The 23,581-nt window shown below is 49.7% G+C and carries 22 protein-coding genes and 3 pseudogenes; 23 read left to right on the plus strand and 2 right to left on the minus strand.

What is annotated here, in order from left to right; genetic code table 11:
* The first annotated feature begins 41 nt into the window (after positions 1-41).
* The 6 genes from BJQ97_RS01445 to BJQ97_RS01470 all read left to right on the plus strand — a co-directional run bounded on the left by BJQ97_RS01445 (position 42) and on the right by BJQ97_RS01470 (position 6,235).
* Positions 42-1,025, plus strand: coding sequence for a sporulation protein (locus tag BJQ97_RS01445; protein ID WP_160155233.1), 984 nt, complete (start codon positions 42-44; stop codon positions 1,023-1,025).
* Between the two features lie 147 nt (positions 1,026-1,172).
* Positions 1,173-1,679 (plus strand): spore coat protein, encoded by a 507-nt coding sequence (locus BJQ97_RS01450; protein ID WP_160155234.1) that lies wholly within the window; start codon positions 1,173-1,175, stop codon positions 1,677-1,679.
* A 153-nt stretch (positions 1,680-1,832) separates the two neighbouring features.
* Complete coding sequence (locus BJQ97_RS01455) at positions 1,833-2,756, plus strand: ROK family protein (protein ID WP_160155235.1); 924 nt, start codon at positions 1,833-1,835, stop codon at positions 2,754-2,756.
* Between the two features lie 311 nt (positions 2,757-3,067).
* A complete protein-coding gene (gene istA / locus BJQ97_RS01460; RefSeq protein WP_160155236.1) occupies positions 3,068-4,573 on the plus strand; it encodes an IS21 family transposase in 1,506 nt (501 codons plus the stop codon).
* A complete protein-coding gene (gene istB, locus BJQ97_RS01465; protein WP_021322668.1) occupies positions 4,570-5,322 on the plus strand; it encodes an IS21-like element helper ATPase IstB in 753 nt (250 codons plus the stop codon). The genes istA and istB overlap by 4 nt, the downstream gene beginning before the upstream one ends.
* A 91-nt stretch (positions 5,323-5,413) precedes the next feature.
* Positions 5,414-6,235, plus strand: a complete 822-nt coding sequence (locus BJQ97_RS01470; protein ID WP_160155237.1) for an undecaprenyl-diphosphate phosphatase — start codon at positions 5,414-5,416, stop codon at positions 6,233-6,235.
* 308 nt (positions 6,236-6,543) lie between these two features.
* On the opposite strand, the gene BJQ97_RS01475 is transcribed toward BJQ97_RS01470, so the two are convergent.
* Complete coding sequence (locus BJQ97_RS01475; protein ID WP_160155238.1) at positions 6,544-7,143, minus strand: response regulator transcription factor; 600 nt, start codon at positions 7,141-7,143, stop codon at positions 6,544-6,546.
* 316 nt (positions 7,144-7,459) lie between these two features.
* Between BJQ97_RS01475 and BJQ97_RS01480 the strand changes: the two genes are divergently transcribed.
* The 7 genes from BJQ97_RS01480 (at position 7,460) to BJQ97_RS17545 (ending at position 12,782) form a co-directional block, all read left to right on the plus strand.
* Positions 7,460-7,837, plus strand: a complete 378-nt coding sequence (locus BJQ97_RS01480) for a hypothetical protein (RefSeq protein ID WP_160155239.1) — start codon at positions 7,460-7,462, stop codon at positions 7,835-7,837.
* Positions 7,838-7,917: 80 nt separating this feature from the next.
* The gene (locus tag BJQ97_RS01485; protein ID WP_160155240.1) at positions 7,918-8,697 is read left to right on the plus strand and encodes an ABC transporter permease; all 780 of its coding nucleotides are present in this window, start codon (positions 7,918-7,920) and stop codon (positions 8,695-8,697) included.
* Entirely contained in the window at positions 8,690-10,204 is a 1,515-nt protein-coding gene (locus tag BJQ97_RS01490; RefSeq protein WP_201451648.1) for a permease, read from the plus strand. The genes BJQ97_RS01485 and BJQ97_RS01490 overlap by 8 nt, the downstream gene beginning before the upstream one ends.
* Before the next feature lie 15 nt (positions 10,205-10,219).
* Positions 10,220-10,858 carry an ABC transporter ATP-binding protein gene (locus tag BJQ97_RS01495; RefSeq protein ID WP_160155241.1) on the plus strand — a complete coding sequence of 213 codons (639 nt, stop codon included), beginning with the start codon at positions 10,220-10,222 and terminating at the stop codon, positions 10,856-10,858.
* A 116-nt stretch (positions 10,859-10,974) separates the two neighbouring features.
* Positions 10,975-11,961, plus strand: coding sequence for a hypothetical protein (locus tag BJQ97_RS17535; RefSeq protein WP_236567078.1), 987 nt, complete (start codon positions 10,975-10,977; stop codon positions 11,959-11,961).
* Between the two features lie 6 nt (positions 11,962-11,967).
* On the plus strand, positions 11,968-12,306 hold the full coding sequence (locus tag BJQ97_RS17540; RefSeq protein ID WP_236567080.1) for a hypothetical protein: 339 nt from the start codon (positions 11,968-11,970) through the stop codon (positions 12,304-12,306).
* Positions 12,192-12,782 (plus strand): hypothetical protein, encoded by a 591-nt coding sequence (locus tag BJQ97_RS17545; RefSeq protein ID WP_236567082.1) that lies wholly within the window; start codon positions 12,192-12,194, stop codon positions 12,780-12,782. Before BJQ97_RS17540 ends, BJQ97_RS17545 begins: the two co-directional genes overlap by 115 nt.
* Before the next feature lie 586 nt (positions 12,783-13,368).
* Here the strand turns inward: BJQ97_RS17545 and BJQ97_RS01505 are convergent.
* Complete coding sequence (locus BJQ97_RS01505; protein ID WP_160155242.1) at positions 13,369-14,442, minus strand: undecaprenyldiphospho-muramoylpentapeptide beta-N-acetylglucosaminyltransferase; 1,074 nt, start codon at positions 14,440-14,442, stop codon at positions 13,369-13,371.
* A gap of 277 nt (positions 14,443-14,719) precedes the next feature.
* Here BJQ97_RS01505 and BJQ97_RS01510 point away from each other — a divergent pair, with 277 nt between their 5' ends.
* From BJQ97_RS01510 to cshA, 10 genes and pseudogenes are all read left to right on the plus strand, one after another.
* The gene (locus BJQ97_RS01510) at positions 14,720-15,448 is read left to right on the plus strand and encodes a polysaccharide deacetylase family protein (protein WP_160155243.1); all 729 of its coding nucleotides are present in this window, start codon (positions 14,720-14,722) and stop codon (positions 15,446-15,448) included.
* Between the two features lie 10 nt (positions 15,449-15,458).
* Positions 15,459-16,055: a DedA family protein gene (locus BJQ97_RS01515; protein WP_160155244.1), complete on the plus strand. Its 597-nt coding sequence runs from the start codon at positions 15,459-15,461 to the stop codon at positions 16,053-16,055.
* A gap of 12 nt (positions 16,056-16,067) precedes the next feature.
* A complete protein-coding gene (locus BJQ97_RS01520; protein ID WP_160155245.1) occupies positions 16,068-17,210 on the plus strand; it encodes an MGDG synthase family glycosyltransferase in 1,143 nt (380 codons plus the stop codon).
* A gap of 253 nt (positions 17,211-17,463) precedes the next feature.
* Positions 17,464-18,567, plus strand: a complete 1,104-nt coding sequence (locus BJQ97_RS01525) for a D-alanine--D-alanine ligase (protein ID WP_160155246.1) — start codon at positions 17,464-17,466, stop codon at positions 18,565-18,567.
* A 6-nt stretch (positions 18,568-18,573) separates the two neighbouring features.
* Positions 18,574-19,956 (plus strand): UDP-N-acetylmuramoyl-tripeptide--D-alanyl-D-alanine ligase, encoded by a 1,383-nt coding sequence (locus BJQ97_RS01530; RefSeq protein ID WP_160155247.1) that lies wholly within the window; start codon positions 18,574-18,576, stop codon positions 19,954-19,956.
* 65 nt (positions 19,957-20,021) lie between these two features.
* Positions 20,022-20,111 (plus strand): annotated as a pseudogene (locus BJQ97_RS01535) (carboxylesterase); the annotation flags it as partial.
* A gap of 102 nt (positions 20,112-20,213) precedes the next feature.
* A pseudogene (locus tag BJQ97_RS01540) lies at positions 20,214-20,416 on the plus strand (DUF4277 domain-containing protein); the annotation flags it as partial.
* 62 nt (positions 20,417-20,478) lie between these two features.
* Entirely contained in the window at positions 20,479-21,591 is a 1,113-nt protein-coding gene (gene tnpB, locus BJQ97_RS01545) for an IS200/IS605 family element RNA-guided endonuclease TnpB (protein WP_160155248.1), read from the plus strand.
* A gap of 110 nt (positions 21,592-21,701) precedes the next feature.
* A pseudogene (locus tag BJQ97_RS01550) lies at positions 21,702-22,114 on the plus strand (alpha/beta hydrolase); the annotation flags it as partial.
* Positions 22,115-22,174: 60 nt separating this feature from the next.
* Positions 22,175-23,578 (plus strand): degradosome RNA helicase CshA, encoded by a 1,404-nt coding sequence (gene cshA, locus BJQ97_RS01555; protein ID WP_160155249.1) that lies wholly within the window; start codon positions 22,175-22,177, stop codon positions 23,576-23,578.
* The last annotated feature ends 3 nt before the right edge of the window (positions 23,579-23,581 follow it).

Genomic DNA, 23,581 nt, shown 5'->3' on the forward strand with positions numbered 1-23,581 from the left:
ATTCAAGTGTGACATTAGGTTGATGAAAGGAGAGAGGTCCAATGTGGAAAAAGTTTTTATCGAAACTCGGCATTGGCGCTGCCAAAGTGGATCTCGTGCTGCATCGCTCTCATGTGCGCCTTGGTGAAACGTTGGAAGGGGAATTTTTGCTGGAAGGCGGTTCGGTTGCCCAACACATTCGGAACTTAGATGTCGTATTGCAATTGGAAGTGCATGCGGAAGGAAAGGCATATCGCCGAACCGCAGCGGTGATCCCGGTCACTTCCTCGTTTACGATTCAGCCCGGTGAGCGGAAAGTGCTCCCGTTTTCGTACACACTGCCGTTCCATTTGCCGATCAGCCGCCCAACGGTCCGTTATACGTTCGTCACCCGGCTCGATATTGCGGATGGGGCGGATGCATATGACCAAGACGCCATTCACATTTTGCCGCCGACGGCCTTGGAGCAAGTGTTTACCGCTTTGGCAGCCTTAGGATTTCGGGAGAAAGCGACATCCGGACGCATTACGCCACATGGACAGGAATTTTCGTTCTTCCCCGCGGGCGAATTCCAAGGGATCGTCCAAGAAGTCAAGTTTTTTGCCCTCGTCGAGGAAGAAGGGGTGCGTTTGTATATGGAAATCGACGTCCGCCACGGCTTTGGCGGGGAGCGCGAAATGAAACGGGAGCTGTTGATCACTCACGAACAGCTTCGCGATTCGGCGGCGGCAGTCCGTCTGCTTCGAGAAGCCATCGAAGAGGCGGTGCAGGCGGCCGGGGCGTTCGGCCAGCTGAGCGGGCATCCGTTGGCAATGCCGCATTCGCCAATCTATAGCCATCCAGTAGGCCATTATCCATCCGCCCATCATTCGCACCATGACGGACATGGGTGGGCCGGCGCCATTGGCGGATTTGCAGCCGGGATGCTGGCAGGAATGGTGGCGGAAGAGCTGCTGGACGATGTGATCGATGATGTCGCTGACGGGTTGGACGTGGATGATTGGTTTGATGGCGGCGATGGATTTGACGGCGGGGATCTGTTGTAACAGTGGATGAGGAAGGCGTTTCGCTTTTCGCGGGACGCCTTTTTTGCTGGTGCAGGAAGCTCGGACAATAGTGACCATTTCCTTTTGGCAGGTATATACGGTAAATGGAAATCAACCAATGAACAACAAGGGGAGAATGTGATCCATATGCATGGACAGATGCACGGCCATCGCCATTTGGCTTGGCATGAAACGTTGGAGTTGCATGAACTGATCGCTTTCCAAGCACACGGGCTCATAAAACTGAAAAAGGCGGTCGGCAAAATCGACTGTCCTGAATTAAAAGGATTGTACTTTGAGACGATTCAAGGGCTCGAAACGAATTTGCGCAAGCTGCTTGCCTTCATTCCGGCGGCACCTATGATGGAAGAAAGCCGCGACCATGATGATGGCGACCGCGCCTTGCACGCTGGCGACTTGCTTGGCTTTTCCAAAACGTCAGTGCGCAATTATGCTGCTGCCATTACCGAGGCGGCGACGCCGGTGCTGCGCAAAACGTTTGTCAAACATCTGCTCAAAGCCATTGACACGCATGAAAAAGCGTTCAACTATATGCATAAACACGGTTACTACTCGGCGTACGATCTCGGTCATCTTCTTCACAATGACGTCCGCAATGCGCAAAAAGCGTTGTCGATGGGATATGAACGATAACAGAAGTGAGCCGCTCCCGCCAAACGGAGCGGCCTCTTTCATCACTGTGGGAAGGAACGGACGGACCGACGGCGAATACATAAAAGCGGAGAAACAGCTAAGCCTAATGGAGCTAGAAGAGAGGAAAGATAAAAAACGAAGGAGGCGTCATCGGTGCGCTACTATATCGTCTTTGATATCGGCGGTACATATGTGAAACACGCCGTCATGAACGAGTGCGGCGATTTTTTGGAAAAAGGGCGTTACCGTTCGGAGCGGCATGACTTTCATCAATTTCGCGATGACTTGCTTAACGTCGTCCGCCAAGCGCAGGCAAACTATGAACTTTCCGGCATCGCGATCAGCTCCGCGGGCAGCGTCGACAGCGACCACGGGGTCATCGGCGGGAGCAGCGCGCTGCCGTGCATTCACGGTCCGAACTTTAAAGAAGTGTTCGGCGGGGCGACGGGCCTGCCGGTGGAACTGGAAAATGACGCGAACTGCGCGGCGCTCGGTGAATTATGGAAAGGAGCGGGGCGGCACTGCCGCGACATCGCCTTTGTCATTGTCGGCACCGGCATTGGCGGGGCGATCGTGAAAGACGGACGCATCCATAAAGGGGCGCATTTGCACGGCGGGGAATTTGGCTATATGTTGATGGACGTCCGCTATGAGAACGGAAGGATCGAATGCAAAACATGGAGCGAACTGGCGGCGACAAGCGCGCTGATCCAGATGGCGGCTGAGGAAAAGGGGATGCCGGAGAGGGAGCTGGACGGAGAAAAAGTATTTGCGTTGGCCGAGAGCGGCGATGAAGCCGCGCAAAAGGCTATTGACCGGTTTTATTTTTCATTGGCCCAAGGGATTTTTAACTTGCAGTACGCATACGACCCGGAAAAAATCATTGTCGGCGGAGGCATTAGCAGCCGCCCCGATTTCGTGGACGAAATCAACAAGCGGCTTTCGGTGTTCTTGTCGCTCGTTCCAATCGCCAAAGTCCAGCCAGTGGTGGAGACGTGCCAATTCAAAAACGATGCGAACTTGCTCGGCGCTTTGTATCATTACCTACAACGACGCAGAGAGCTAGGGGAAAGATAATCCATCTCTGTTCTGCTGAGCGATGGGCGGCGTCCGTTTCAACCATAACGTCACGTCCAAAAGAGTGGGTAGTAGAAACAAATGATTTGTAGTACAATAGAGCAGGCGCGGCCAATGCGAAGTGTTATTCCACCCGCTTGGCCCATATGTATAGAAGGGACGACCCCGCTGTTTAGTGCAAAATAAAAATACAGAGTTCTGCAACGAAACGTGCAGAGCCTAAGGCAAAGAAAAAAGGCTTGCCAGCCCCTAACATTTCCTCTACTGTGGAAGTTGTGAACACATAAACCAAACAGTGGAGGAGCGAAAGGATGCTGGCAATGCCCGAAATTAATCGTATCAGAAAACTGCGTGAAAAGAAAGGGTTATCGATTGCGGAAATTTCCCGCGAAACGGGATATAACTGGAGAACGGTCAAGAAATACGCGGATGGCGGCATTTCTGTCCAACCAACCATCAAACGCAAAAAGGGGATGATGGAGGAAGAAGGATACGGGCAAATCATTGATGACTGGTTGGAGGAGGATGCCAAGCTGCCGAGAAAACAACGGCGAACGAACAAGACGATGTTTGAAGCGCTTTGTCGTGACCATGGATTTCAAGGCTCGTATCGCACCGTTTGCGCGTACGTGCAAAAACGAAGACCGCAGCTCAAACTCGAGAAAGAACAGCGCTATGAACGACTTGAGCACCCGCCAGGCGAGGCGCAGGTGGATTTCGGGAAGATGACGGTGGTGACGAAGGAGGGGAAGGAAGAAGAACGATCGGTTTTGATCGTAAGCTTCCCGTATAGCAACGCTGCGTTTGCTTATCCGCTGCCGGCGGAAAACAGTGAATGCTTCCTCCATGGGTTGACGCAGCTGTTTCGTCAGGCTGGGGGAGTGCCAAAGGCATTGCGCATTGACAATTTGTCCGCGGCCATCGTGTCGATTCGAAAAGGGGGAGAACGCCAATTCACCGAGGCTTTTGAGAAATTTCAACTCTACTATCGGTTTGATGTACAAGTGTGCAATCCATACAGCGGACATGAGAAAGGAAATGCGGAGCGAAAAGTCTATTACACTCGCAACCTTTGTTTCGTCCCGGCTCCGTTGATCGAGTCGGATCCGGAGCTGGTGGAGTGGCTGCATCGCAAGATGGTCGAGGACCGAAACCGCCCTCATTATGAAAAGGGGCGGTTGATAGAGGAGCTATGGCAGGAAGAGCGGCCGGAGCTGTTGGCGTTGCCGGAACAAGATCTTCGGATCTTCTCCCTCGATCACGCTTACGTGAATAAGTACGGAGAAGTGATGGTGGATGGGAAGGCGTTCGTCGTCCATGGCCTGTCCGTCCCCAACCGGGTATTGGTGAAAAAAGAGTGGGATCGTTTCTTTGTGCTCTCTCCTGACGGAGGCATACATCTTGAGATGCCAAGGCCGTATACGAACGTGAAACGCGAGATCCCTTGGAAAGAGATTTTCGCTGAGTGGGAGACCAAACCCCGGGTTGTCGGGCATTCCCGATACCGGGCGTACTTGCCGGAAGCGATCCGAACGTATCTGGCTGGCACCCCGCCCCAGGTGGCGGCCCGTTTGAAAGGGCTGCGAGCGCTGTTGGATCGTTGCACGCTTTATGAAATCGCCCAGTGGCTCGAGGAGAGTCAGCGATGGGACTTGGCTCCTCATGAAATCGGGGTGTTGATGGAAGCCGAGCAATCCCATTACCCGGCCAAGTGGGAAGAATCGTACACCCCTTCCGTCCTGATCGACTATGAAACGGATTTAACGGTGTATGATCAACGTCTTCACCCCGTTCGGGAAGGGGGTGTCCAGGGATGAGAGCAGAGGTGAAAGAGATTTGTAAAGCGCTGCATTTGGCCTATATCGCGGATCGATTCGAGGAGGTGATGTTCGAAACGAAAGAGCAGTTTTTGCGGGATGTATTGGCGCTGGAGCTGTCGTGCCGCCAGCAGGCGAAACAGGCCCGGCTGATCAAGAAAGCCAAGTTTCGGGAGTTGAAATGGCTGAAGGATTACGAATGGTCGGATCACATCCACTGGCCGACCACGACATCGAAGAAGGAATTGTGTGACCTTCGCTTTTTGGAGCGAAAGCAAAACGTTCTGCTTTTAGGCTCGCCCGGGACAGGAAAAACCCATCTCGCCACAGCGCTCGGCATCCAGGCGTGCCAACAAGGCCATGAGGTTCGGTTTTTCCGCGTCGCGGATCTCGTCGCCCAGCTGGAAGAGGCATTGAAAAATGGCACGCTCGGGCGGCTGAAACGAAGCATCGATGCGTGCGAACTGTTGATATTGGATGAACTCGGCTATGTGCCGTTTCAAAAGCAAGGATCGGAGCTGTTGTTTCATATTATCGCCGACTGTTATGAGCGAAAAAGCGTCATCGTGACGTCGAATCTGGAATTTGGACAGTGGAATCGGGTGTTTGGGGACAACCGCTTGACAGCTGCGCTGGTGGATCGCTTGGTTCACCATGCCCACATCCTGGCCTTTACGGGAGAGAGCTATCGACTGCGGAACGCTCTCTCCGCGATCCAGCCGTCCTCTTCCCCCGGTCTGGAACCTTAAGTCTTGAGCTGGCAAGCCTATGTATTTTTTCTTGCACTTCTCTGCATTTTTTGCTTGCAAAAAACACCCCGCGCAGAAAGGATGGAAGGACATGCACTGGATGGAATTATGGAAGGCGATCATTTTAGGGATGGTCGAAGGGCTGACCGAGTTCGCCCCTGTTTCCTCGACCGGCCATATGATTATTGTCGACGATCTTTGGTTGAAGTCCACGGAGTTTTTAGGCAAGTACGCGGCGAATACATTTAAAGTCGTCATTCAGCTCGGCTCGATTTTAGCCGCTGTGGTCGTGTTTAAAGACCGATTTCTCGACTTGCTTGGCGTTCGCGGCCGCCATCCGGGCGGACATCCGCGGCTGACGCTCATTCACGTCATCATTGGCCTGCTGCCGGCTGGGGTGCTCGGCGTCTTGTTTGAAGATTACATCGATGAACATTTGTTTTCGACAAAAACGGTGCTGATCGGCCTTGTGCTCGGCGCGTTGTTGATGATCGCCGCTGACCAATTCGCCAAAAAAGCAGCGCGGGCGCAGACGGTCGACGAAATTACGTACAAGCAGGCGTTTCTTGTTGGTTTGATGCAATGTTTATCGCTATGGCCCGGTTTTTCCCGCTCCGGCTCGACGATTTCAGGTGGGGTGCTTGTCGGCATGAGCCATCGCGCCGCCGCCGATTTCACGTTCATTATGGCCGTTCCGATCATGGCGGGGGCGAGCGGGCTGTCGCTGTTGAAAAACTGGCAATACGTCACCGCCGCCGATATTCCGTTTTTCATCGCCGGCTTCTTGAGCGCCTTTGTCTTCGCCTTGCTCGCGATCCGCTTTTTCCTTGAGCTCATCAACCGCATCCGCCTCGTGCCGTTTGCGGTGTATCGGATCGTGCTGGCCGTTGTCATTTATTTCTTATACTTCTAGTCGTGCCGCCTGGCGGGGTTGTTCCGCCGGGCGTTTTTCATTTGACGGGAAGTGAACACGGGAGGAAGGCAGCAGCAAACAAACATGAGCGCATGTCACACTTCAGCCATGAAAATGACTGCCTGTATATACATCCATATTTATAAGGGGGGTGATTTAACTGAAAAATCCTGTTCTCCAGCAGTGTTTTTTAAATTGAAAAACCTTGTAAATCCGGTGTTCCGTTTTCGTAGAGAACCATCGATGGAAAAGGACAGGGTTTTTTAACCACCCTTTTAGAAGAAAAATTAGTGTTTTCCACAATTCAATCATCCAAACAATCCGAGTTCGATGGCTTTTCCCACCGCTCCCGCCCGCGACTTTACATCAAGTTTTCGCAAAATGGAAGACACGTGGTGCTCCACGGTTCGTTTGCTGATGTTTAATTGTTCGCTAATTTCGATATTCGTTTTGTCTTTGGCAATTAGCTCGAGAATAGCCAACTCCATTTCGGTCAGGGACGAACGATCATGGAAAACGAGATGGGTCGGGAATGATTTCACCCCTCGATGGCTTTCCCGAATGGCGTGAATAAGTGCTTCGACAGAGTCTTGTTTGGATACAAAGGCATAGGCGCCTGCCTCATAGGCGGCGTTCATGTACTCCAGACAATGAGATCGAGACAAAATCACGACTTTGCATGCAGGAAATAATGATGAGATTTTCCCTGCCCAAAGGAGGCCGTTTTTCCCTTTGAAGCGAATGTCCATGACAATAATGTCAGGCTGATGTTGAGCGATTTTCTGCTCCAAGTCGGTCGGAGAGGAAACGGCGCCCACCACTTCCAAGTCTGGCTCACGTTCCAGCAACTGTCGGATGCCATCCGTGACAAGACAATGATCATCCACTAGCAAGACTTTGATCTTCACAAATTCTTCCCTCCCCCCCCGTAAAACATTGTGAGTGGCTGTTTATTTGGTTGAAACACGAGTTGCTGTGGAAAACGATGGAGTTTTACAGGGGGATGAACGATGTGCCGTTTTGTCCAATGAGGCCGTCTCTTTCAGCCTAATCCATTAAAATTTTACAATATATATCAATCTCTGTAAACTAAATTTCAAAAAATAGGTATTTTCCGCAATGAAATTTGCGGAAAATACGGATGTTTTTCGGATTTATTTTTGATACAGTAAGGGTGAAGCCGGCCGGTTATCATCAAAATTATGAGGAGGACTGTGTTAAAAAATGAAAAAGAAATTTGCAGTACTTACTTTAGCAGCAGGACTTCTCGCCGCAGGAGGTTTGGCTCAGGCTGGAACAACGTATGACGATTATGACGTAATTGTCCCAAAGTTAAACGATAATGCGTTTACTCCTCAACAAACCAAATCTACTACCGGCGCATCAGCTGATTTGAAAGTATCTATACTTGGAAAAGCATTGGATGCAAGAGTGCATTCTTATAGCGGGGGAACTGGACCTTGGGTTCGTATCGCAACGGTTGGGGGGCCATTCAAATTGCCTAATTCGATCAAATCAGGCAAGGATGCGAGAGTTGAGTTTAGTTCGGATATTACTCAATTGGTAGACGTAAGGGTAAAAGGGGAGTGGAGAAGCAATTGATTCATAATGAGAATGGACCAAACCATTTGGATGGTCCATTCTCTTCAAAATCAAAACGAACTCAGGAAAGGATGTAAAAAATGTTAGGTCATCAAGTGAAAGTCGAATTGATGAGAGCCGTCACTTGGCGTCAATGTGTGATTTGGGCGGCATTGGTATTGGTCCTACCTGTAATCCAATTTGTGTTGATAAAGGATAATTACGTTTACTATAGACAATTAGATCTTTTTCTGCGTTTAAATTCTAATTTTGTTCCGCTGCTTTTTCCTATCATAATGGTTCTTGTGTATGCGATTTACTTTCCAAGCGAACAGAAAAACTATTTTATTCCATATGTACGTATCCGCATCCCTTTGACGACTTACTTATTTAGCAAATTAATAGTCAATGCGATTCTATCCTTTTTGATAGCCTTTTTGATCGTATTCGTCCCTTTTATATTTTCTATGTATATTGAACCTCATTTGGGAATCGTTCGTTTGTATCCAACAGACGGAAACCCTATCCCTTATACAACGTTTGAGCAACTGCTTGTTCTTGGAACGTTGCCATATGGAATTATTTACTCGCTATGGGTAGGACTGAATGGAATGATGTATGCGACAATGGGATTATTGCTCGTAATGATTTTAGAGAAACCTTTTGTAGCGCTTTCCATTCCATTTGTATATTACTTGTTGGGGAATTTTATTACGCAAATTCTTGGATATGACCAATTTTCTCCTACTTATACGATTTTTCCTTTTAGCATATCACAGCAACCTTTGTGGACGGTATTCGTTCCATTTGCAATATTATGTATCATCATTATGATGTTAGGATTTTATTTAAAGGAAAGGCTGTATAAACATTATGACTAGGATATTGGGAAGTAAATGGAAAGACTTCGGAGATGAACTATTTACATTTAAATGGGTTATCTTTGGTGTGATTATTTACATATATGGATTAAGAGGTAAAGAACAATTATATTATTTTTCGGTTCATACAGAATTATCATTGAATAAATGGGACTTGCTGCATCACTTTTTCAGTGATGTGTATCTGATTTTATATTTCATTTTGCCTGTTTTGCTATACCGTTCTATTTCGATTATTATATCTGATTTTGATTACACGGTTTTGATACGATTAGGTTCTTATCGAAGTTGGGTGTATGAGACATTAAATAAATTTGTTCAAAGTCTCAGTATAGCCACGATGGTTTGGGGAGCAGTGAGCGGAGTTTTATTAATCGGCGCCCCTTCTTTTGCCGGTTGGAGTCCGTTTAGTAAGTTGGATGCTTCTCTAAGTGAAACACAAATATTGCAAAAATTTATAGATACACCCTTTCTAGCATTGTTGTTACATTTTTCGTTGCTTATTCTAAGTTTAATTTGTATCCACCTTATTTTGGCCATCATTTATGTAAAATTACAAAAAAAAGGTATTGTTGTATTTACCGCGGTTTTTATATGGGTATATAGTGGAGTGTCATTTAAACTTCTTCCTAGTCATGCTTCCTTATTCAATTTGTGCAATTACCTCATTTTACATTCGGGGGTTGCACAGTTCGGTAATATATGGGGACCGTTTGCAATTGTAATAGGATTGGCGACGTTGGTTGTATGGAGTGTAAATCGAATAGATTTAAATACGAAAATATTTAGTAAATTGCGATATAACGGGGGCTATATCATTTTTTTTGCACTGATTGTCATAGCATTATGGTCCGGTATGCGAGAAAAGTTAGGAAAAACCATTTGGGATCAATTTATTTTCATGTTTATAGGCGTTTCAAACCAAACATTTAGTTTAAAGTCATTTTTGTGTTATTGGGTTATATATTTTGGTTTTATCTATTTAATACAATTGTATTTACAAAGGGAATTGTCGGAAATTGGTTATTATAAGCTTTTGCGTTATCAGTCTATCAGTAGGTGGTTTTGGGGATGGTATCATAAAATAATGCTATATATTGGATTTTATTTATTAATATTAGCATTATTCGCTCTATTCATCTCTTCTCTGAAGCGTTTCTCTTTTGATTTCTACATTTCTATTGATAGCTCGGTCGCGCTATTTGAAGTGTTTTATCATTTTTTTGTCAATGGTTATCTTCAAGTTTCCTTTTATGTATTATTTGTGTTTATTATTTCTTGGCTGAGCAAAGAAACTTTTTATAGTCTATTGGTTATTTGCATACTTTCGATCTTTATGTTTCCGGGTCTTAATAATTGGTTAATAGTCCCATCTGGGTTGAATAGTATGGCTTATATATTAACAGATTACTCTATTTATCGCATAAGCATGGTTCTATCTTTATGGGATGTTTTAGGGATTGTTTTCTTATTGTATATATTTCATAAACAAGATATTGATTTCTAAAAAGGAGTGAGGAAGTTGCCGCATATACAACTGAATCAAGTCAGTAAATCTTTTAAAGGAATAACGGTTTTTGAAAATATGAATTTTACAGTGGAGAAAGGAAAAATTTATGGGATTACTGGTCCTAACGGTTCTGGCAAATCAGTATTATTCAAACTAATATGCGGATTTATATTTCCTGATCACGGCAGTGTGATAGTGGATGGGGAAGAGTTGGGTACCAATAAACGATTTCCGAATAATTTTGGAATTATCATTGATCGGCCTGGATATATAGCGGGAAAGACAGGGTTTGATAATTTAAAAGCATTAGCTCTAATTAGAAACAAAATTAATGATGACAAAATAAAGAAAACGATGAAGATGGTTGGATTAAATCCAGAATCGACACAAAAGGTAAAACATTACTCACTTGGAATGAAACAAAAGCTTGCTCTTGCCCAAGCTATTATGGAAGATCAACAAACACTTATTTTAGATGAACCATTTAATGCTTTAGATGATGAAAGCGTTGAAAATATCCGCAATTTGCTTCGGAAATTCAAGCAAGAAGGGAGAACGATTTTGCTTACCAGCCATAATCAAGAGGACATTGATGTTCTTTGTGATGAAGTATACAGAATCAACCATTTTAAACTTGAAAAAGTGAAGTAATTTCTTCCGTAGAGAAAAGTGAATCTGTAGATAGAAGCTGTTCGTTCACCCCTTCCCGAGCGGGATGGGGTCTTTCTCTTCCGGACGGATGATGGATTAGGGAAGGAATGAGGCTCATGCATAAAAAAATCGTGATCGCTGTTTCCGCTGTGCAGTTTCTTCTCTTAGCTTTAGTAGCGGTCGTTGTTTCGGATATCCATGACCGATTTTTTCCTGAGCAGCTGGGTGTGAAAGCGAAAGTGACATTGGATTTTAGCCAGTCTGATTTGCGTCAGGAAGATGTGTTTCGACAGTTGGGTGCGATGAGCGATCAATGGGAATTGGGATTGATGAAAGTCGCGCCAGATTTACGGGGGGATCAGTCAGGGCAGATCTTCGTTCAAGTGGGACAGAAAGGGGCATTTCCGAAGCGAATCGAGCGTTTTGGTCATGAGCCGGATGCGGAGATCCGCGATCGTCGCGCGTTGGCCCATTCGTTTGCCAATGGCGATTATTTGGTGACAGGGAAAACCGATCATATAGACGAGTTGAAACATTGGCTGACGTCACATCGAGTCGATCAGAAATGGAGCGAAGAAACACTGTTGACCATTCTCCAATTTTTGATCATGCAAAGCGATTTCGGTGTAGCGCTATTGGCCGTTTCGATGTTGATGGTGTCGTTAGCCTTGTATTGGCTGGCGGTCAGGGCGAAAGGGCGTGCGTTGCGTGTGTTGGCGGGAGTTCCGACGTGGCGCATCCAATGTGAGGATTTCAGCCACTTTTTACTGGCTATGGTTCTCGCCGCCGCCATATTGGACGTCTTGGCAGCTCTTTATGTCGGTTTTGTCTATGGATGGGGATTCGTGCCTTACTATAGTAAAGTATTGCTTTTGGCTGAGGCGATGGTGATCTTCTCGACACTGGTTTGCGCGTTGATATTTTCTGTTGTCTCATGGCCGAATCCAGAGATGTTAGCGATGCGCGAGCCCGCTGTCAAGCGTTTGGCCAAAAGTTCGGCCGCGTTGAAACTAGCTGTATTTGCTTTCGTCCTTTCCACTGTCTCACCGGCGGTTTCAGCTTATACAAATGCAAGAAAAACGGCACAGGAACAAGTCATGTGAAAGTCGTTGGCTGATCAAGTGGTGTTGGTGTTCCCGTCCCGTCCGGGGAGCGTCGGGGGAGCGGAAATCGAGCAGTTATTTCAGACGTTGCAACCATCGGTCGGGGACATGGTTCGACAAGCGGAGACCGCCAATCGCGTGGTGTTATCGAAAGCGTGGACGGAAGACGATTTCGCCATCGATGGTATGACCATTGCGCCGTACCGTTACGTTATTATGGTGAATGAGCGATGGCTGGATATCGTTCGCAAGAAGAACAAAGGACTGTCTTTGGTTCCTCTTGCGCTGGAGCAGATTCCAAAGGATGCGAAAAAATTTCTGGAATCCTCAATCCATTATATGTAAGAAAACAGCAGCAGGCAAGAAACATATGGCATGAGGTCAAGATGTATCGTTTGACCGGATCGTCCCCTTTTCCATTTGTCCGCTTTGGCGGGCAACTTGAGTTTGCCCAGCCGAAGAACGTGTTATTGTTGTTTGCACCTCATGTCCATGCATTATTCAACGACAATTTTTTGATCTCTGTTGCTTCCTCGTCGGAGTTGAGTTTTGTCGGATTAGAGGAAACACAGAAACTCGTATCTGAACGCGGCCTTCAGAACCGGATCCGCGTCAACTATATGGCGGAAGAAGGAATTTTGCGCGCGCAACTTTATGCCTATTTTGTGTGGCTTAGAGCTGGATCGATCGTTGCTCTTTTGGCAGCCTTGGCCATTGCCGCGACCATTAGCGCGTTTATTATGGCCGTGTTAAAAGCAAAGCGCGATTTCCCGCTTCGTCTTGCTGGGGCATCTTGGTGGGCGGTGTCGCGCCGTTTTTGAGCTGCTTTTGCTTTTTCATTCAAATCACCGTCCTTCTAGAAGACCAGTGAAAAAACGGCTGTCGCATGCAGATCAGCGGCATTTTATCAGAAAAGAAAGCCGGTTCCGCAAGGTTTCTCTAATTGAAAAAATAGCGGAGATCAGCAGTCTTTCGCACTAAATCACCAGCCCTCTAGGCACCCGACGATTCGGAGTTCTTTCGCTCCTTGGATCTTTTACGCGTGGGGGCTTTGCTTCGTTTTCGCATTTGATTTCCTCCATGCAGCTCCGTATATCCAGTTCATGAAGAGCCGTTACAAAGGCTCGGCATCGATGTTGAGTCGAGAGAGATGCGGAGGTGAAAGCGCTGCTTTGTCAGCAAAGAAAAAAGATTCTTGCTCTTATTCTGTACTATAAGTTATAATACAGTCAAATCACTTTAGGTGTAGCCCTATCGCATAGACAAGTTATCGAGAAGACATCGTTATTTCTGTGCGGCCTTATTATTTATTCCAAATGAATTGTGATCGGCTTGAGCCGGTGTGAGGAAAAAACGAGGCGATGCCGAAAAACGGCCGTGGTTGGCCGCATCGGGCATCGCCTGTTTTTACCGGCGGGCGGTGTCTTGAATGATCGCAAGCAGCGTTTGCAGCGGGTCGCTCGCGCCGGCTTTCTCCATGTTTTTTTGGTAGCGGTCTTTGTTTTCATATAGGCGGCGAATGGCAGCTTGCAGCGATTCGTTCGTTAAATCCTCTTCCATCAGCACTTCCGCATAGCCTGCTTTTTCAAACGAGCGGGCGTTTAGGATTTGGTCGCCGCGGCTCGCCGCTTTCGAGAGCGGGATGAGCAGCATCGGCTTGCGCAAGGCGAGCAGTTCGAAAATGGCGTTCGCCCCGGCGCGGGAGACGACGATGTCGGCCAAGGCGAGTAAGTGGGGCAGCTCTTCGTTGACGTATTCGAACTGTTTGTATCCTTTTTGGCCTGCGAGGCTTGGGTCGATGTTCCCTTTGCCGCAAATGTGGATGATGTCAAATTCGGCCAAAAGCGTCGAGAGGTTGGCGCGCAAGGCGTCGTTGATTTTTTTCGAGCCTAAGCTGCCGCCCATCGCCAGCAAGACCGGTTTTTTTCCGTCGAACTGGCACATCTTCCTCCCTTGTTCGGCGTTGCCATCCTTCAACTCTTCGCGGACGACGGCGCCGACATAGACGGCTTTATCGGCATTGACGTATTGCCTCGTTTCCGGGAAGGTGAGGCAGATTTTTGTTGCAAACGGCATGGCGATTTTGTTCGCAAGCCCCGGGGTTAAGTCAGATTCATGGATCACCGACGGCACGCCGCTCAGCCAAGCGCCGAGAATGACGGGAACGGAGACGAATCCGCCTTTTGAGAAGACGACGTCCGGTTTTTCTTTTTGGATCAGGCGGTGCGCCTGCCAAACGCCTTTTAACACGTGAAACGGATCTTTAAAGTTTTTCCAGTCAAAATAGCGACGCAGTTTTCCGGTCGAAACCGAATAGTACGGGACGCCGTCGATGCGGCCGATAATCTCCCGTTCAATCCCTTGATGGGATCCGATGTATACGATATCCCACCCAAGCTCTTTCAATTTTGGAATCAGGGCGACGTTGACCATGACATGGCCGGCCGTGCCTCCGCCGGTTAAGATGATTTTTTTTCGCAATGCGGATCACCTGTCTTTTTTTAATCGCTCGTGTATCGTTATGTATTATAGCAGATTCCACCTAGCTTCGGGAGGAAACCAAGCGGTGGCGCTTTTCGTATAAGAAATAAGAAGACTGGACGGTCTGCATGAAATTTTCATGATTTTCTTTTCGATTTCTCATTTGTTTGTTATATGATAAAACATCTACATCGTGATGATCTCGAATATAGAAAGTTCATTTTTCTATTTTCAGAGAGAAGAAATATTGGTAAAGTACAATCAAGAGGTGAATGCCATGTGGGTTTGGCTGTTCGTTTGTTTCATTGTGGGAATTGTCATTTATGGGATTGTACCGACGATCATCATTCGCAAAAAGCGGGTGCGTTTGTTTCGGGAGGGAACGGCGTCCGATTGTCTGGCGCTGACGTTTGATGACGGCCCCGACCCGTATTATACGCCAAAGTTGCTTGATTTATTAAAGAAATATGGCGTGAAGGCGACGTTTTTCGTTGTCGGGCGCAAAGTCGAGCGCTATCCGGATATTGTGCGGCGGATGGCGGAAGAAGGCCATGAAATCGGGATTCATAATTACCGCCACATCAGCAATTGGCTGTTGCCGCCGCTTTGGTTGGATTGGGAGGTGCGCCGCACCGCCGCGGCGATTGAGCGGGCGACAGGCCAACGCCCGGTGTATTACCGCCCGCCGTGGGGGCATTTTAACGCTTGGACGCCGATCGTGCAAAAGCGGTATACGACGGTGTTATGGTCGCATATTCTTGGCGATTGGAACGAAAAAATTGGTACAATGGAATTGTTCCGCCGCTTGCGTTCGTCCATACGCGGCGGGGCGGTGATTGTGCTTCACGACAATGGGGATGCGTTAGGTGCTGACAAACGCGCGCCAGAGCAAATGTTGTCAGCGCTCGAGCTGCTGTTTAAGGATGAAACAGCGAAAAAGATGCGTTGGGTGACGATTACGGAACTGAGAAATGTGCAAACTAATACACAAGTCTCGGCGATGTAGTGGGGGAGCTATGGATACAAGCGTATGGCTGCCGTATGTTCAATCATATGGCTATGTAATGCTGTTTTTGTTTTTATTTTGCGGCATTGTCGGCATTCCGGCGCCGGAGGAAAGCTTGCTCTTTTTGGTCGGTGTGATGGTTGCCAAGGAGCAGCTGTTGCTTGGACCGTCGCTCGCTTCATGCTGGGGCGGGGCGATGGTCGGTATGGTGACGGCATACGGCGCCGGTCGGTGGTGGGGAGCGCCGTTTGTGCAAAAGTACGGCAAGTGCGTCGGAATTACAGCTGAACGTTGGGAGCGGGCTCGCCGCTGGTTTGGCCGCTATGGGAAATGGGGCATTTTGTTCGGCTGCTATGCTCCCGGGGTGCGGCAAATTTGCCCGTATATGGCGGGAGTGAGCCGGTTTCCGTTCGGGCCGTTTTTGTTGCTTTCGGCGCTTGGAACGGCAGGTTGGGCGGTTCCGTTGACCGCGGCGGGGCTTTGGCTCGGCCAGCGCATCCATATCCCCTTGATTTCTTTTCCGCTTGCCGGTTTGGCGTTGTTTTTGCTTTTTTTGCTTGCGGCATGGGTTGGGCAGCGGAGGCGCAAAAAATCTTTCGAAAGCTAAAGGGTGCGATCGATGATGAAAGTATTGTTTTTGCCGCTGTTTCAAATGAATACGGGACACCATAAAGTAGCCGATACGTTGATGGATTTTTTGCGCCGCCAGTTTCCGGCGGTCGAAAGCAAAAAGATCGATTTTTTGAGCTATTGCAATGAACTGATGGAAAAAATGGTGTCAGAGGCCTACTTGCGCTGGATTCGCTCGCATCCTGCTTCGTACCACCGTGTGTACAAAACGCTGATGTACCAAGAGCCGCCCCGGTTTGAGTTCATTTCGTTTGAGCCATGGCTACCTTATTTTGAAAGCAAAATGAAAAAGATGGTGGAAGAAGAACAGCCGGATTTAATCGTCTGCACCCATTCGTTTCCGTCGCGCATTTTGCAGCGGCTGAAGCAAAAACGGGTGCTGACGGTTCCAGTTGTCAATGTCTACACCGACTTTTTTATGAACAACATCTGGGGGAAACGGTTTATTGACTATCATTTTGTTCCCCATCAAGAGGCGAAATGGGAGCTGATCACGAAGTACGGGGTTGACAAAGGACGCATCATCGTCACTGGCATCCCAGTGCACGATGTGTTTATGAATCGGTCGGAAGCGAGACGCAAGCGGCAGCCTGCTCATGTGCTTGTCGCCGGTGGAAACCAAGGGCTTGGCAATATGCTGGCGTTTTTGCGGGCGGCCCGCACGTCAACGTTGTTCCGTTATTCGGTGCTGTGCGGCGCCAATCGCCAGCTGTACGAGGAAATCGCCAGCTGGCAGCTGTCTCATATCCGGCCGCTTCCATACATCGCTGACCCGGAAGAGATGAATCGGCTGTATGAAGAGGCGGATGCCGTCATTACGAAACCAGGCGGGGTGACGGTCAGCGAGTTGCTTCATAAGCGCATTCCGATTTTTACGATCGATTGCTTGCCTGGGCAGGAGCGCATCAATTTGCAATATTTACAGCAAAATGGTCTCATTTATCATTTGGTCGGGCCAGAAAGCGGCGAGCAGCACATGTTTCGCTTGTTGATGGATGACGTGGAGAAAAACCGGTTTTTCCGCCGTGTGTCTGATTATTTTGCCGACGTGGAAAAAACGGGGCAAGAAGCGCTCGCCGAAGTGGTAGCGGCTATGCCGCAGCGCATGGCTTGGCGCGTGTTGCATCCGTAGCGACAGAAGGTGTCCCCAAACGGTCGGGACACCTTTTCTTATTCCTGTATATACGTGTAAAACAAATGCTGGAAAACGATTAGGTTGTGCTTTGTTGAAAGAAGAACCGCCTTTGGAGACGCCCTCGCTTTTTGTTCCTTATCGCTTATGGGAGGTGGCGAAACAACCTGCATCGTACATATAAAATATCAGACCGTTGGGTGCGAAACGTGTTACAATAGGAACGATGGCCAAGGAAAGAGGAGGAACGATGATGAAAACGAGAGTTGGCGTGTTATACGGCGGCAAATCACCGGAGCACCAAGTATCGTTGTCGACGGCGATGGCGGTGATGAACGCCATTGATCCTCATAAATTTGATGTCATTCCGATTTATATTACACCGGAAGGTCAGTGGATCAAGGGCGAACAGCTGACCGGACCGATCGAGGAAATCAAGCAGCTGCAATTCACTTCGGCGGCGACCGCCTTGATTCCGGTTTCCTTGAACCAAGTTCCGGCTGTCGATTCGGCTGCGGAAGGAAATGAGGAAACGATCGATGTCATTTTCCCGCTTTTGCATGGGCCGAACGGTGAAGACGGAACGGTGCAAGGGTTGCTTGAGATATTGAACATTCCGTATGTCGGCAATGGGGTGCTTGCTTCCGCGGTCGGCATGGATAAGGTGATGATGAAAAACTTGTTTGCGCAGGCCGGGTTGCGCCAAGCAAAATATATTGCCGTGACGAAGTACGATTGGCAAAAAAGCGGTGAGACGGTGTATGACCGGATCGAACGAGAGCTTGGCTACCCGTGCTTTGTCAAGCCAGCCAACGCCGGTTCGAGCGTCGGCATTTCCAAATGCAAGCAGCGCGGCGATTTAAAAGCCGCATTTATCGAGGCATTTCAGTATGACCGAAAAATTATTATTGAAGAGGCGATTGTCGGCCGCGAAATTGAAATCGGCGTGATCGGAAATGATGAGCCGATTTGTTCGGTCGTTGGCGAAATTGTTCCCAAAAAGGAATTTTACGACTATGAAGCGAAATACGAAGACGGGCAAACCGAATTGATCATCCCAGCGGACGTAACGAAAGAACAGTATGAGACGATCAAACAAATGGCCATTGCGGCGTTTCAGGCGCTGGATTTGTCTGGACTTGCGCGCGTCGATTTTTTCCTCGCCGAAGATGGCGCCGTTTATATCAACGAAGTGAACACGATGCCAGGCTTTACACCATACAGCATGTTCCCGCTTCTTTGGCAGCACAGCGGTGTGCCGTACCCGGAGCTGATTGAACGGCTTATCGCGCTCGCATTGGAACGACATCAAGAAAAGCAGACGATCACGTACACGTTCAAAAAAGAAAAGAGGTGAGAGCCGATGATTAAACGGACAGTGCAGCAAATCGCCGAAATGGCTGACGGACAGTGTTTCAAGCCGGAATGGGACAATATGGTCGTAAGCGGTGTGTCAACCGACACAAGGACGATCCAAGCCGGCAACTTGTACGTTCCGTTGCGCGGTGCAACCTTTAACGGCCACGATTTCGTGCAAGAAGCGGCGCAAAAAGGAGCCGCCGCCGTACTCTGGGCGGAAAGGGAAGGAACGCCGCCGGAAGGTGTGCCGGTGGTCGTTGTGGATGATACGCTTTTGGCATTGCAACGGCTCGCCGCCCGCTACCGCGAGCAGCTTGGACTGAAGGTGGTCGGCGTCACTGGCAGCAACGGCAAAACGACGACGAAAGATATGATTGCCGCGTTGCTGGCGACCAACTACCGCGTGCAAAAAACGGAAGGGAACTTCAACAACCATATCGGTGTGCCGTTGACGCTTCTTTCGCTTGACGAAGGGACGGAGATGGCCGTTGTCGAAATGGGGATGAGCGGGTTTGGCGAAATCGAGCGGCTGACGATGATCGCCCGTCCGGACGCAGCGGTCATCACGAATATCGGAGAAGCACACTTGCAGGAGCTCGGGTCGCGGGAAGGCATCGCCAAGGCGAAGCTTGAAATTTTAGCCGGTTTGCACCGCGATGGTTTATTCGTCTACCATGGCGATGAGCCGCTCTTGACAGAGCGCGTGCCGAAGCTGCCGCTTCCCCGCCATGTCGTGACGTTCGGGGCGGGTGAACAGAACGATTACTATCCGACCGATGTGCGCATTGAAGCGAGAGGAACATCGTTTGTCATCAATGCGCTCCCCGGACGGTCGCTGTTTATGCCGGTGTTGGGGAAACACCATGTGTACAACGCGCTTGCCGCCATCGCGGTAGCGCGCTTTTTCGGCATCGGTTGGGAAGACATCGACGCGGCTCTCTCCCGTCTGCAAGTGACGCGCATGCGCACGGAAGTCGTCAAGACGAAATATGGCTTTACCGTCATTAATGACGCCTACAATGCCAGTCCGACATCGATGCGCGCCGCTTTGACGCTGCTCGGGGAATTGAATGGCTACCGGCAAAAAATCGCCGTATTGGGTGATATGCTTGAACTTGGTGACGAGGAAGCGGCGTTTCATCGCGAGATCGGGGAGATGCTGCGGCCGGGAATGGCGGACTACGTGTTCACTTACGGGCCGCTGGCGCACCATATCGCTGCGGCGGCTGCCCCATTTTTTGATGATGGGCGGGTGAGGGAGTTCGACGATAAAGCAGCGTTGGCCGAGGCCGTGCGTTCCGTCGCGTCACCGGATGATATCGTGTTATTGAAAGCATCGCGCGGCATGAAGCTCGAAGAATTGCTCTGGTATTGGGGAGAAAATTAAGCGAACGGCAAAAACGAAAAGCGGCGTCATGGGCGCCGCTTTTCATTCGGGCGGGGGTGGAAATGATGATCGGCTGTTTATGTATTCACGGGTTTACGGGAAGTCCAGAAGAAGTGGCGCCGCCGGCCGATTATTTGCGGGAGCGGACCGATTGGGTCTCACATTTCGCATCCTCTCAACGAAAATCGGGAGGATTTTTTGCGCCCATCGTCGAGTGAATCCTTGACACACAAGGAAAGGGAAAGAGTTTTTCTCTCATGGATGTGCAAATCAAAGAGGTCTATCGCAATTCTTATTTGAATATCATAAGTGCTCTAGTCAAGGAACTGGGCCTTCCCCCCCATTGATTGACCATCTCGTTCCCGCCCACCCGCAGTGCCAGACTCGAGCCAGCGATGCCGTTCAGGCCACCCTCTACAATATGTTTGACGGCCGGCAAGCGCTCGTTCATCTGGAGCGATAGGCTCAGAAGATCGATCTGGAAAAACTCATCCGTTCCAGGCTTAGGAGGGAAGGAAGGTCATGCACAAAGCCTACCGCTTTCGGTTGCATCCCACCCGAACACAAGCGGAGCTCATCCGCCAAACGATCGGGTGCTGCCGGTTTGTGTACAATCACTTTTTGTCCGGATGGAATCAGGCGTATGAAACAACAGGGGTGGGGCTTAGCGATAACGAGTGCTCCAAGCGGTTGACTGCGTTGAAGCAAACGCTCCCGTGGCTGAAAGCGCCCGATTCGACCGCCTTGCAAAATGCATGGCAGCAGTTGGCCGAGGCGTTTGACCGATTCTTCCATGGAACGGCGAACGCCCCCCGCTTCAAAAGCAAAAAACACCCGAACCAGTCGTACACCGTCCAGTGCAACTACCCAAGGAAAGGGCGCCCATCGATCGAAGTGGACGGCCATCGGTTGAAACTCCCGAAGCTCGGATGGGTGGCGTTTTTCAAAAGCCGTGAGGTGGAAGGCCGCATTCTCTCCGCCGCCATTCGCCGAAACCGAACAGGGAAGGATTTTGTCTCCATTCTCGTGGAAACGGAGATCCCTCCCTTGCCTCCAACGGACAAGCAAGTGGGCGTCGATTTGGGGTTGAAACATATGGTGGTGCTTTCCACTGGCGAGAAGGTCGAACACCCTCAGTATTGGCGCCGATACGAAGAAAAGCTGGCGTACTGGCAGCGGGGGATGGCTCGCCGGAAGCCGGGCGGTTCGAACTGGCGCAAAGCCCGGTTGAAAGTCGCCAAGCTTCATGAGAAAATCGCCAACTGCCGGAACGATTTCCTGCACAAACTGTCCACCCGCCTCATCCGCGAAAACCAAGTGGTGTGCGTGGAGGACTTGCGTGTGCAGAACATGCAGAAGAATCGCAAGTTGGCCAAACGCCTTTCGGATTCCGCGTGGGGGCGCTTGCTTCGGATGCTCGAGTATAAAGCGAAATGGTACGGGCGGACGTTGGTTCGTGTCGGCCGCACGTTTCCATCGAGCCCATGGTGCTCGTGCTGCGGGCGCCGGCATGTTGAGGTGAAATCGCTCGGCATCCGCGAGTGGGTGTGCCCGAACTGCGGAGCCGAACATGATCGGGACGAGAACGCCGCCCGAAATATTTTGCAGGAAGGGCTTCGTTTGCTGTCTTTGTAAGGCAGCCCAACCGTGGGACGCACGGGGATGGCTTGGTGAACAGCCTGCCGTAGGGCGAGGGTTCCCAAGAATCTCCCACCTCGAAGCGCAAGCGTAGGTGGGAGAGCGTTCAATATGTGAACCCAAGGCAATTATGGCGCGACATCTGCGAGATGTTTGCCAATGGATGGAAAGGAACGCGGGAGCACCCGCTGTTTCTCCGCTATCGAAACAAAATGATGGCGACCCCGTTTTCAGCTGTCAGGGAGTTTCGCAAACTCGTTCGCGATGTGCGTCCCCGACTTCCGCGCGTCGCGGCGCCTGCGCTCATTGTGCAAGGAGAAAAAGATGGGATCGTGCCGCTAAAAAGCGCCTATTATTTGTATGAGCAGATTGGATCGGCGGAAAAAAGCTGTTGCTTTTGCCCAATTCGTTCCATCATGTTTGTCATAGCATCGATCGACACGTTCTGTTTGCTGAGGTGGAAACATTTTTGCGCGTTGCCCATGCCCATCATTGCAAATTGCCGCATAACATGGTATGATAACTGTCAAACCTTTCTCTCGGATAAAGGGACGATTTTTTATAAGGAGTTTGAATAACATTGACGACATTTCAAGAATTAGGATTAAGCCAAGAAGTGATGAAAGCGATCGAGCGGATGGGGTTTGAAGAGACGACTCCGATTCAAGCGAAGACGATTCCGCTCAGCCTGCAAAATAAAGACGTGATCGGCCAAGCACAAACCGGAACGGGGAAAACGGCGGCGTTCGGCATTCCGATCGTAGAAAAAGTGGATGTGAAAAACAGCGCCGTTCAGGCGCTTGTTGTGGCACCGACGCGTGAGCTCGCCATTCAAGTATCAGAGGAGCTGTATAAAATTGGCGCCGTCAAGCGGGTGCGCGTCTTGCCGATTTACGGCGGTCAAGATATCGAGCGGCAAATCCGTGCTTTGAAAAAGCATCCTCATGTGGTCGTCGGCACGCCGGGGCGCATTATCGACCATATCAACCGCGGGACGCTTCGCCTTGACCGTGTGCATACGGTCGTTCTCGATGAGGCGGATGAAATGCTCAATATGGGCTTTATCGAAGATATTGAGGCGATTTTAAGCCATGTGCCGGCCGAGCGGCAGACGTTGCTGTTCTCGGCGACGATGCCGGATCCGATTCGCCGCATTGCCGAGCGCTTCATGAATGAGCCGGAGCTTGTCAAAGTGAAGGCGAAGGAAATGACCGTGCCGAACATTCAACAGTACTACTTAGAAGTGCACGAGAAAAAGAAATTCGACATTTTGACCCGGCTTCTTGATATTCAGGCTCCGGAGCTCGCGATCGTGTTCGGCCGCACGAAGCGGCGCGTCGATGAGCTGGCGGAGGCGCTCAACTTGCGCGGCTATGCAGCGGAAGGCATTCACGGCGATTTAAGCCAAGCGAAACGGCTGTCGGTGCTGCGCAAATTTAAGGAAGGTGCCATTGAAATTTTAGTAGCGACGGATGTTGCGGCGCGCGGCTTGGATATTTCCGGCGTAACGCACGTGTACAACTTTGACATCCCGCAAGACCCGGAAAGCTATGTCCACCGGATTGGGCGCACCGGGCGCGCCGGCAAGACCGGGGTGGCGATGACGTTTGTCACTCCAAGGGAGATCGGCCAACTTCACCATATTGAGCGGACGACGAAGCGGAAAATGGAGCGGATGAAGCCGCCGACACTTGATGAGGCGCTCGAAGGCCAGCAGCGCATCGCGGTCGAAAAGCTTCTCAACGTCGTGGAGACCGAAAACCTGTCATTTTACAAACGGGCGGCGGAAGAATTGCTTGAAGAGCACGATTCGGTAACGATTGTCGCTGCCTGCTTGAAAATGTTGACGCGCGAGCCGGATACGACGCCGGTGCAGTTGACGGAAGAGCCGCCTTTAGCGGTCAAGCGGGAGAAAAAACGGGGCGGACGCCCGGACGGCTCAGCCCGCAGCCGGACGAAAAAAAGGCGGATTACGGCGCATTAAGCG

Source organism: Geobacillus sp. TFV-3 (genome assembly GCF_009901865.1).
GTDB classification, from domain to species: domain Bacteria; phylum Bacillota; class Bacilli; order Bacillales; family Anoxybacillaceae; genus Geobacillus; species Geobacillus thermoleovorans_A.

Coding starts and splice junctions, on each gene's coding strand:
- BJQ97_RS01445 (WP_160155233.1), top strand. CDS start 42: ATGTGGAAAAAGTTTTTATCGAAACTCGGCATTGGCGCTGCCAAAGTG.
- BJQ97_RS01450 (WP_160155234.1), top strand. CDS start 1,173: ATGCATGGACAGATGCACGGCCATCGCCATTTGGCTTGGCATGAAACG.
- istA (WP_160155236.1), top strand. CDS start 3,068: ATGCTGGCAATGCCCGAAATTAATCGTATCAGAAAACTGCGTGAAAAG.
- istB (WP_021322668.1), top strand. CDS start 4,570: ATGAGAGCAGAGGTGAAAGAGATTTGTAAAGCGCTGCATTTGGCCTAT.
- BJQ97_RS01470 (WP_160155237.1), top strand. CDS start 5,414: ATGCACTGGATGGAATTATGGAAGGCGATCATTTTAGGGATGGTCGAA.
- BJQ97_RS01480 (WP_160155239.1), top strand. CDS start 7,460: ATGAAAAAGAAATTTGCAGTACTTACTTTAGCAGCAGGACTTCTCGCC.
- BJQ97_RS01485 (WP_160155240.1), top strand. CDS start 7,918: ATGTTAGGTCATCAAGTGAAAGTCGAATTGATGAGAGCCGTCACTTGG.
- BJQ97_RS01490 (WP_201451648.1), top strand. CDS start 8,690: ATGACTAGGATATTGGGAAGTAAATGGAAAGACTTCGGAGATGAACTA.
- BJQ97_RS17535 (WP_236567078.1), top strand. CDS start 10,975: ATGCATAAAAAAATCGTGATCGCTGTTTCCGCTGTGCAGTTTCTTCTC.
- BJQ97_RS17545 (WP_236567082.1), top strand. CDS start 12,192: ATGGCTGGATATCGTTCGCAAGAAGAACAAAGGACTGTCTTTGGTTCC.
- BJQ97_RS01510 (WP_160155243.1), top strand. CDS start 14,720: ATGTGGGTTTGGCTGTTCGTTTGTTTCATTGTGGGAATTGTCATTTAT.
- BJQ97_RS01515 (WP_160155244.1), top strand. CDS start 15,459: ATGGATACAAGCGTATGGCTGCCGTATGTTCAATCATATGGCTATGTA.
- BJQ97_RS01520 (WP_160155245.1), top strand. CDS start 16,068: ATGATGAAAGTATTGTTTTTGCCGCTGTTTCAAATGAATACGGGACAC.
- BJQ97_RS01525 (WP_160155246.1), top strand. CDS start 17,464: ATGAAAACGAGAGTTGGCGTGTTATACGGCGGCAAATCACCGGAGCAC.
- BJQ97_RS01530 (WP_160155247.1), top strand. CDS start 18,574: ATGATTAAACGGACAGTGCAGCAAATCGCCGAAATGGCTGACGGACAG.
- tnpB (WP_160155248.1), top strand. CDS start 20,479: ATGCACAAAGCCTACCGCTTTCGGTTGCATCCCACCCGAACACAAGCG.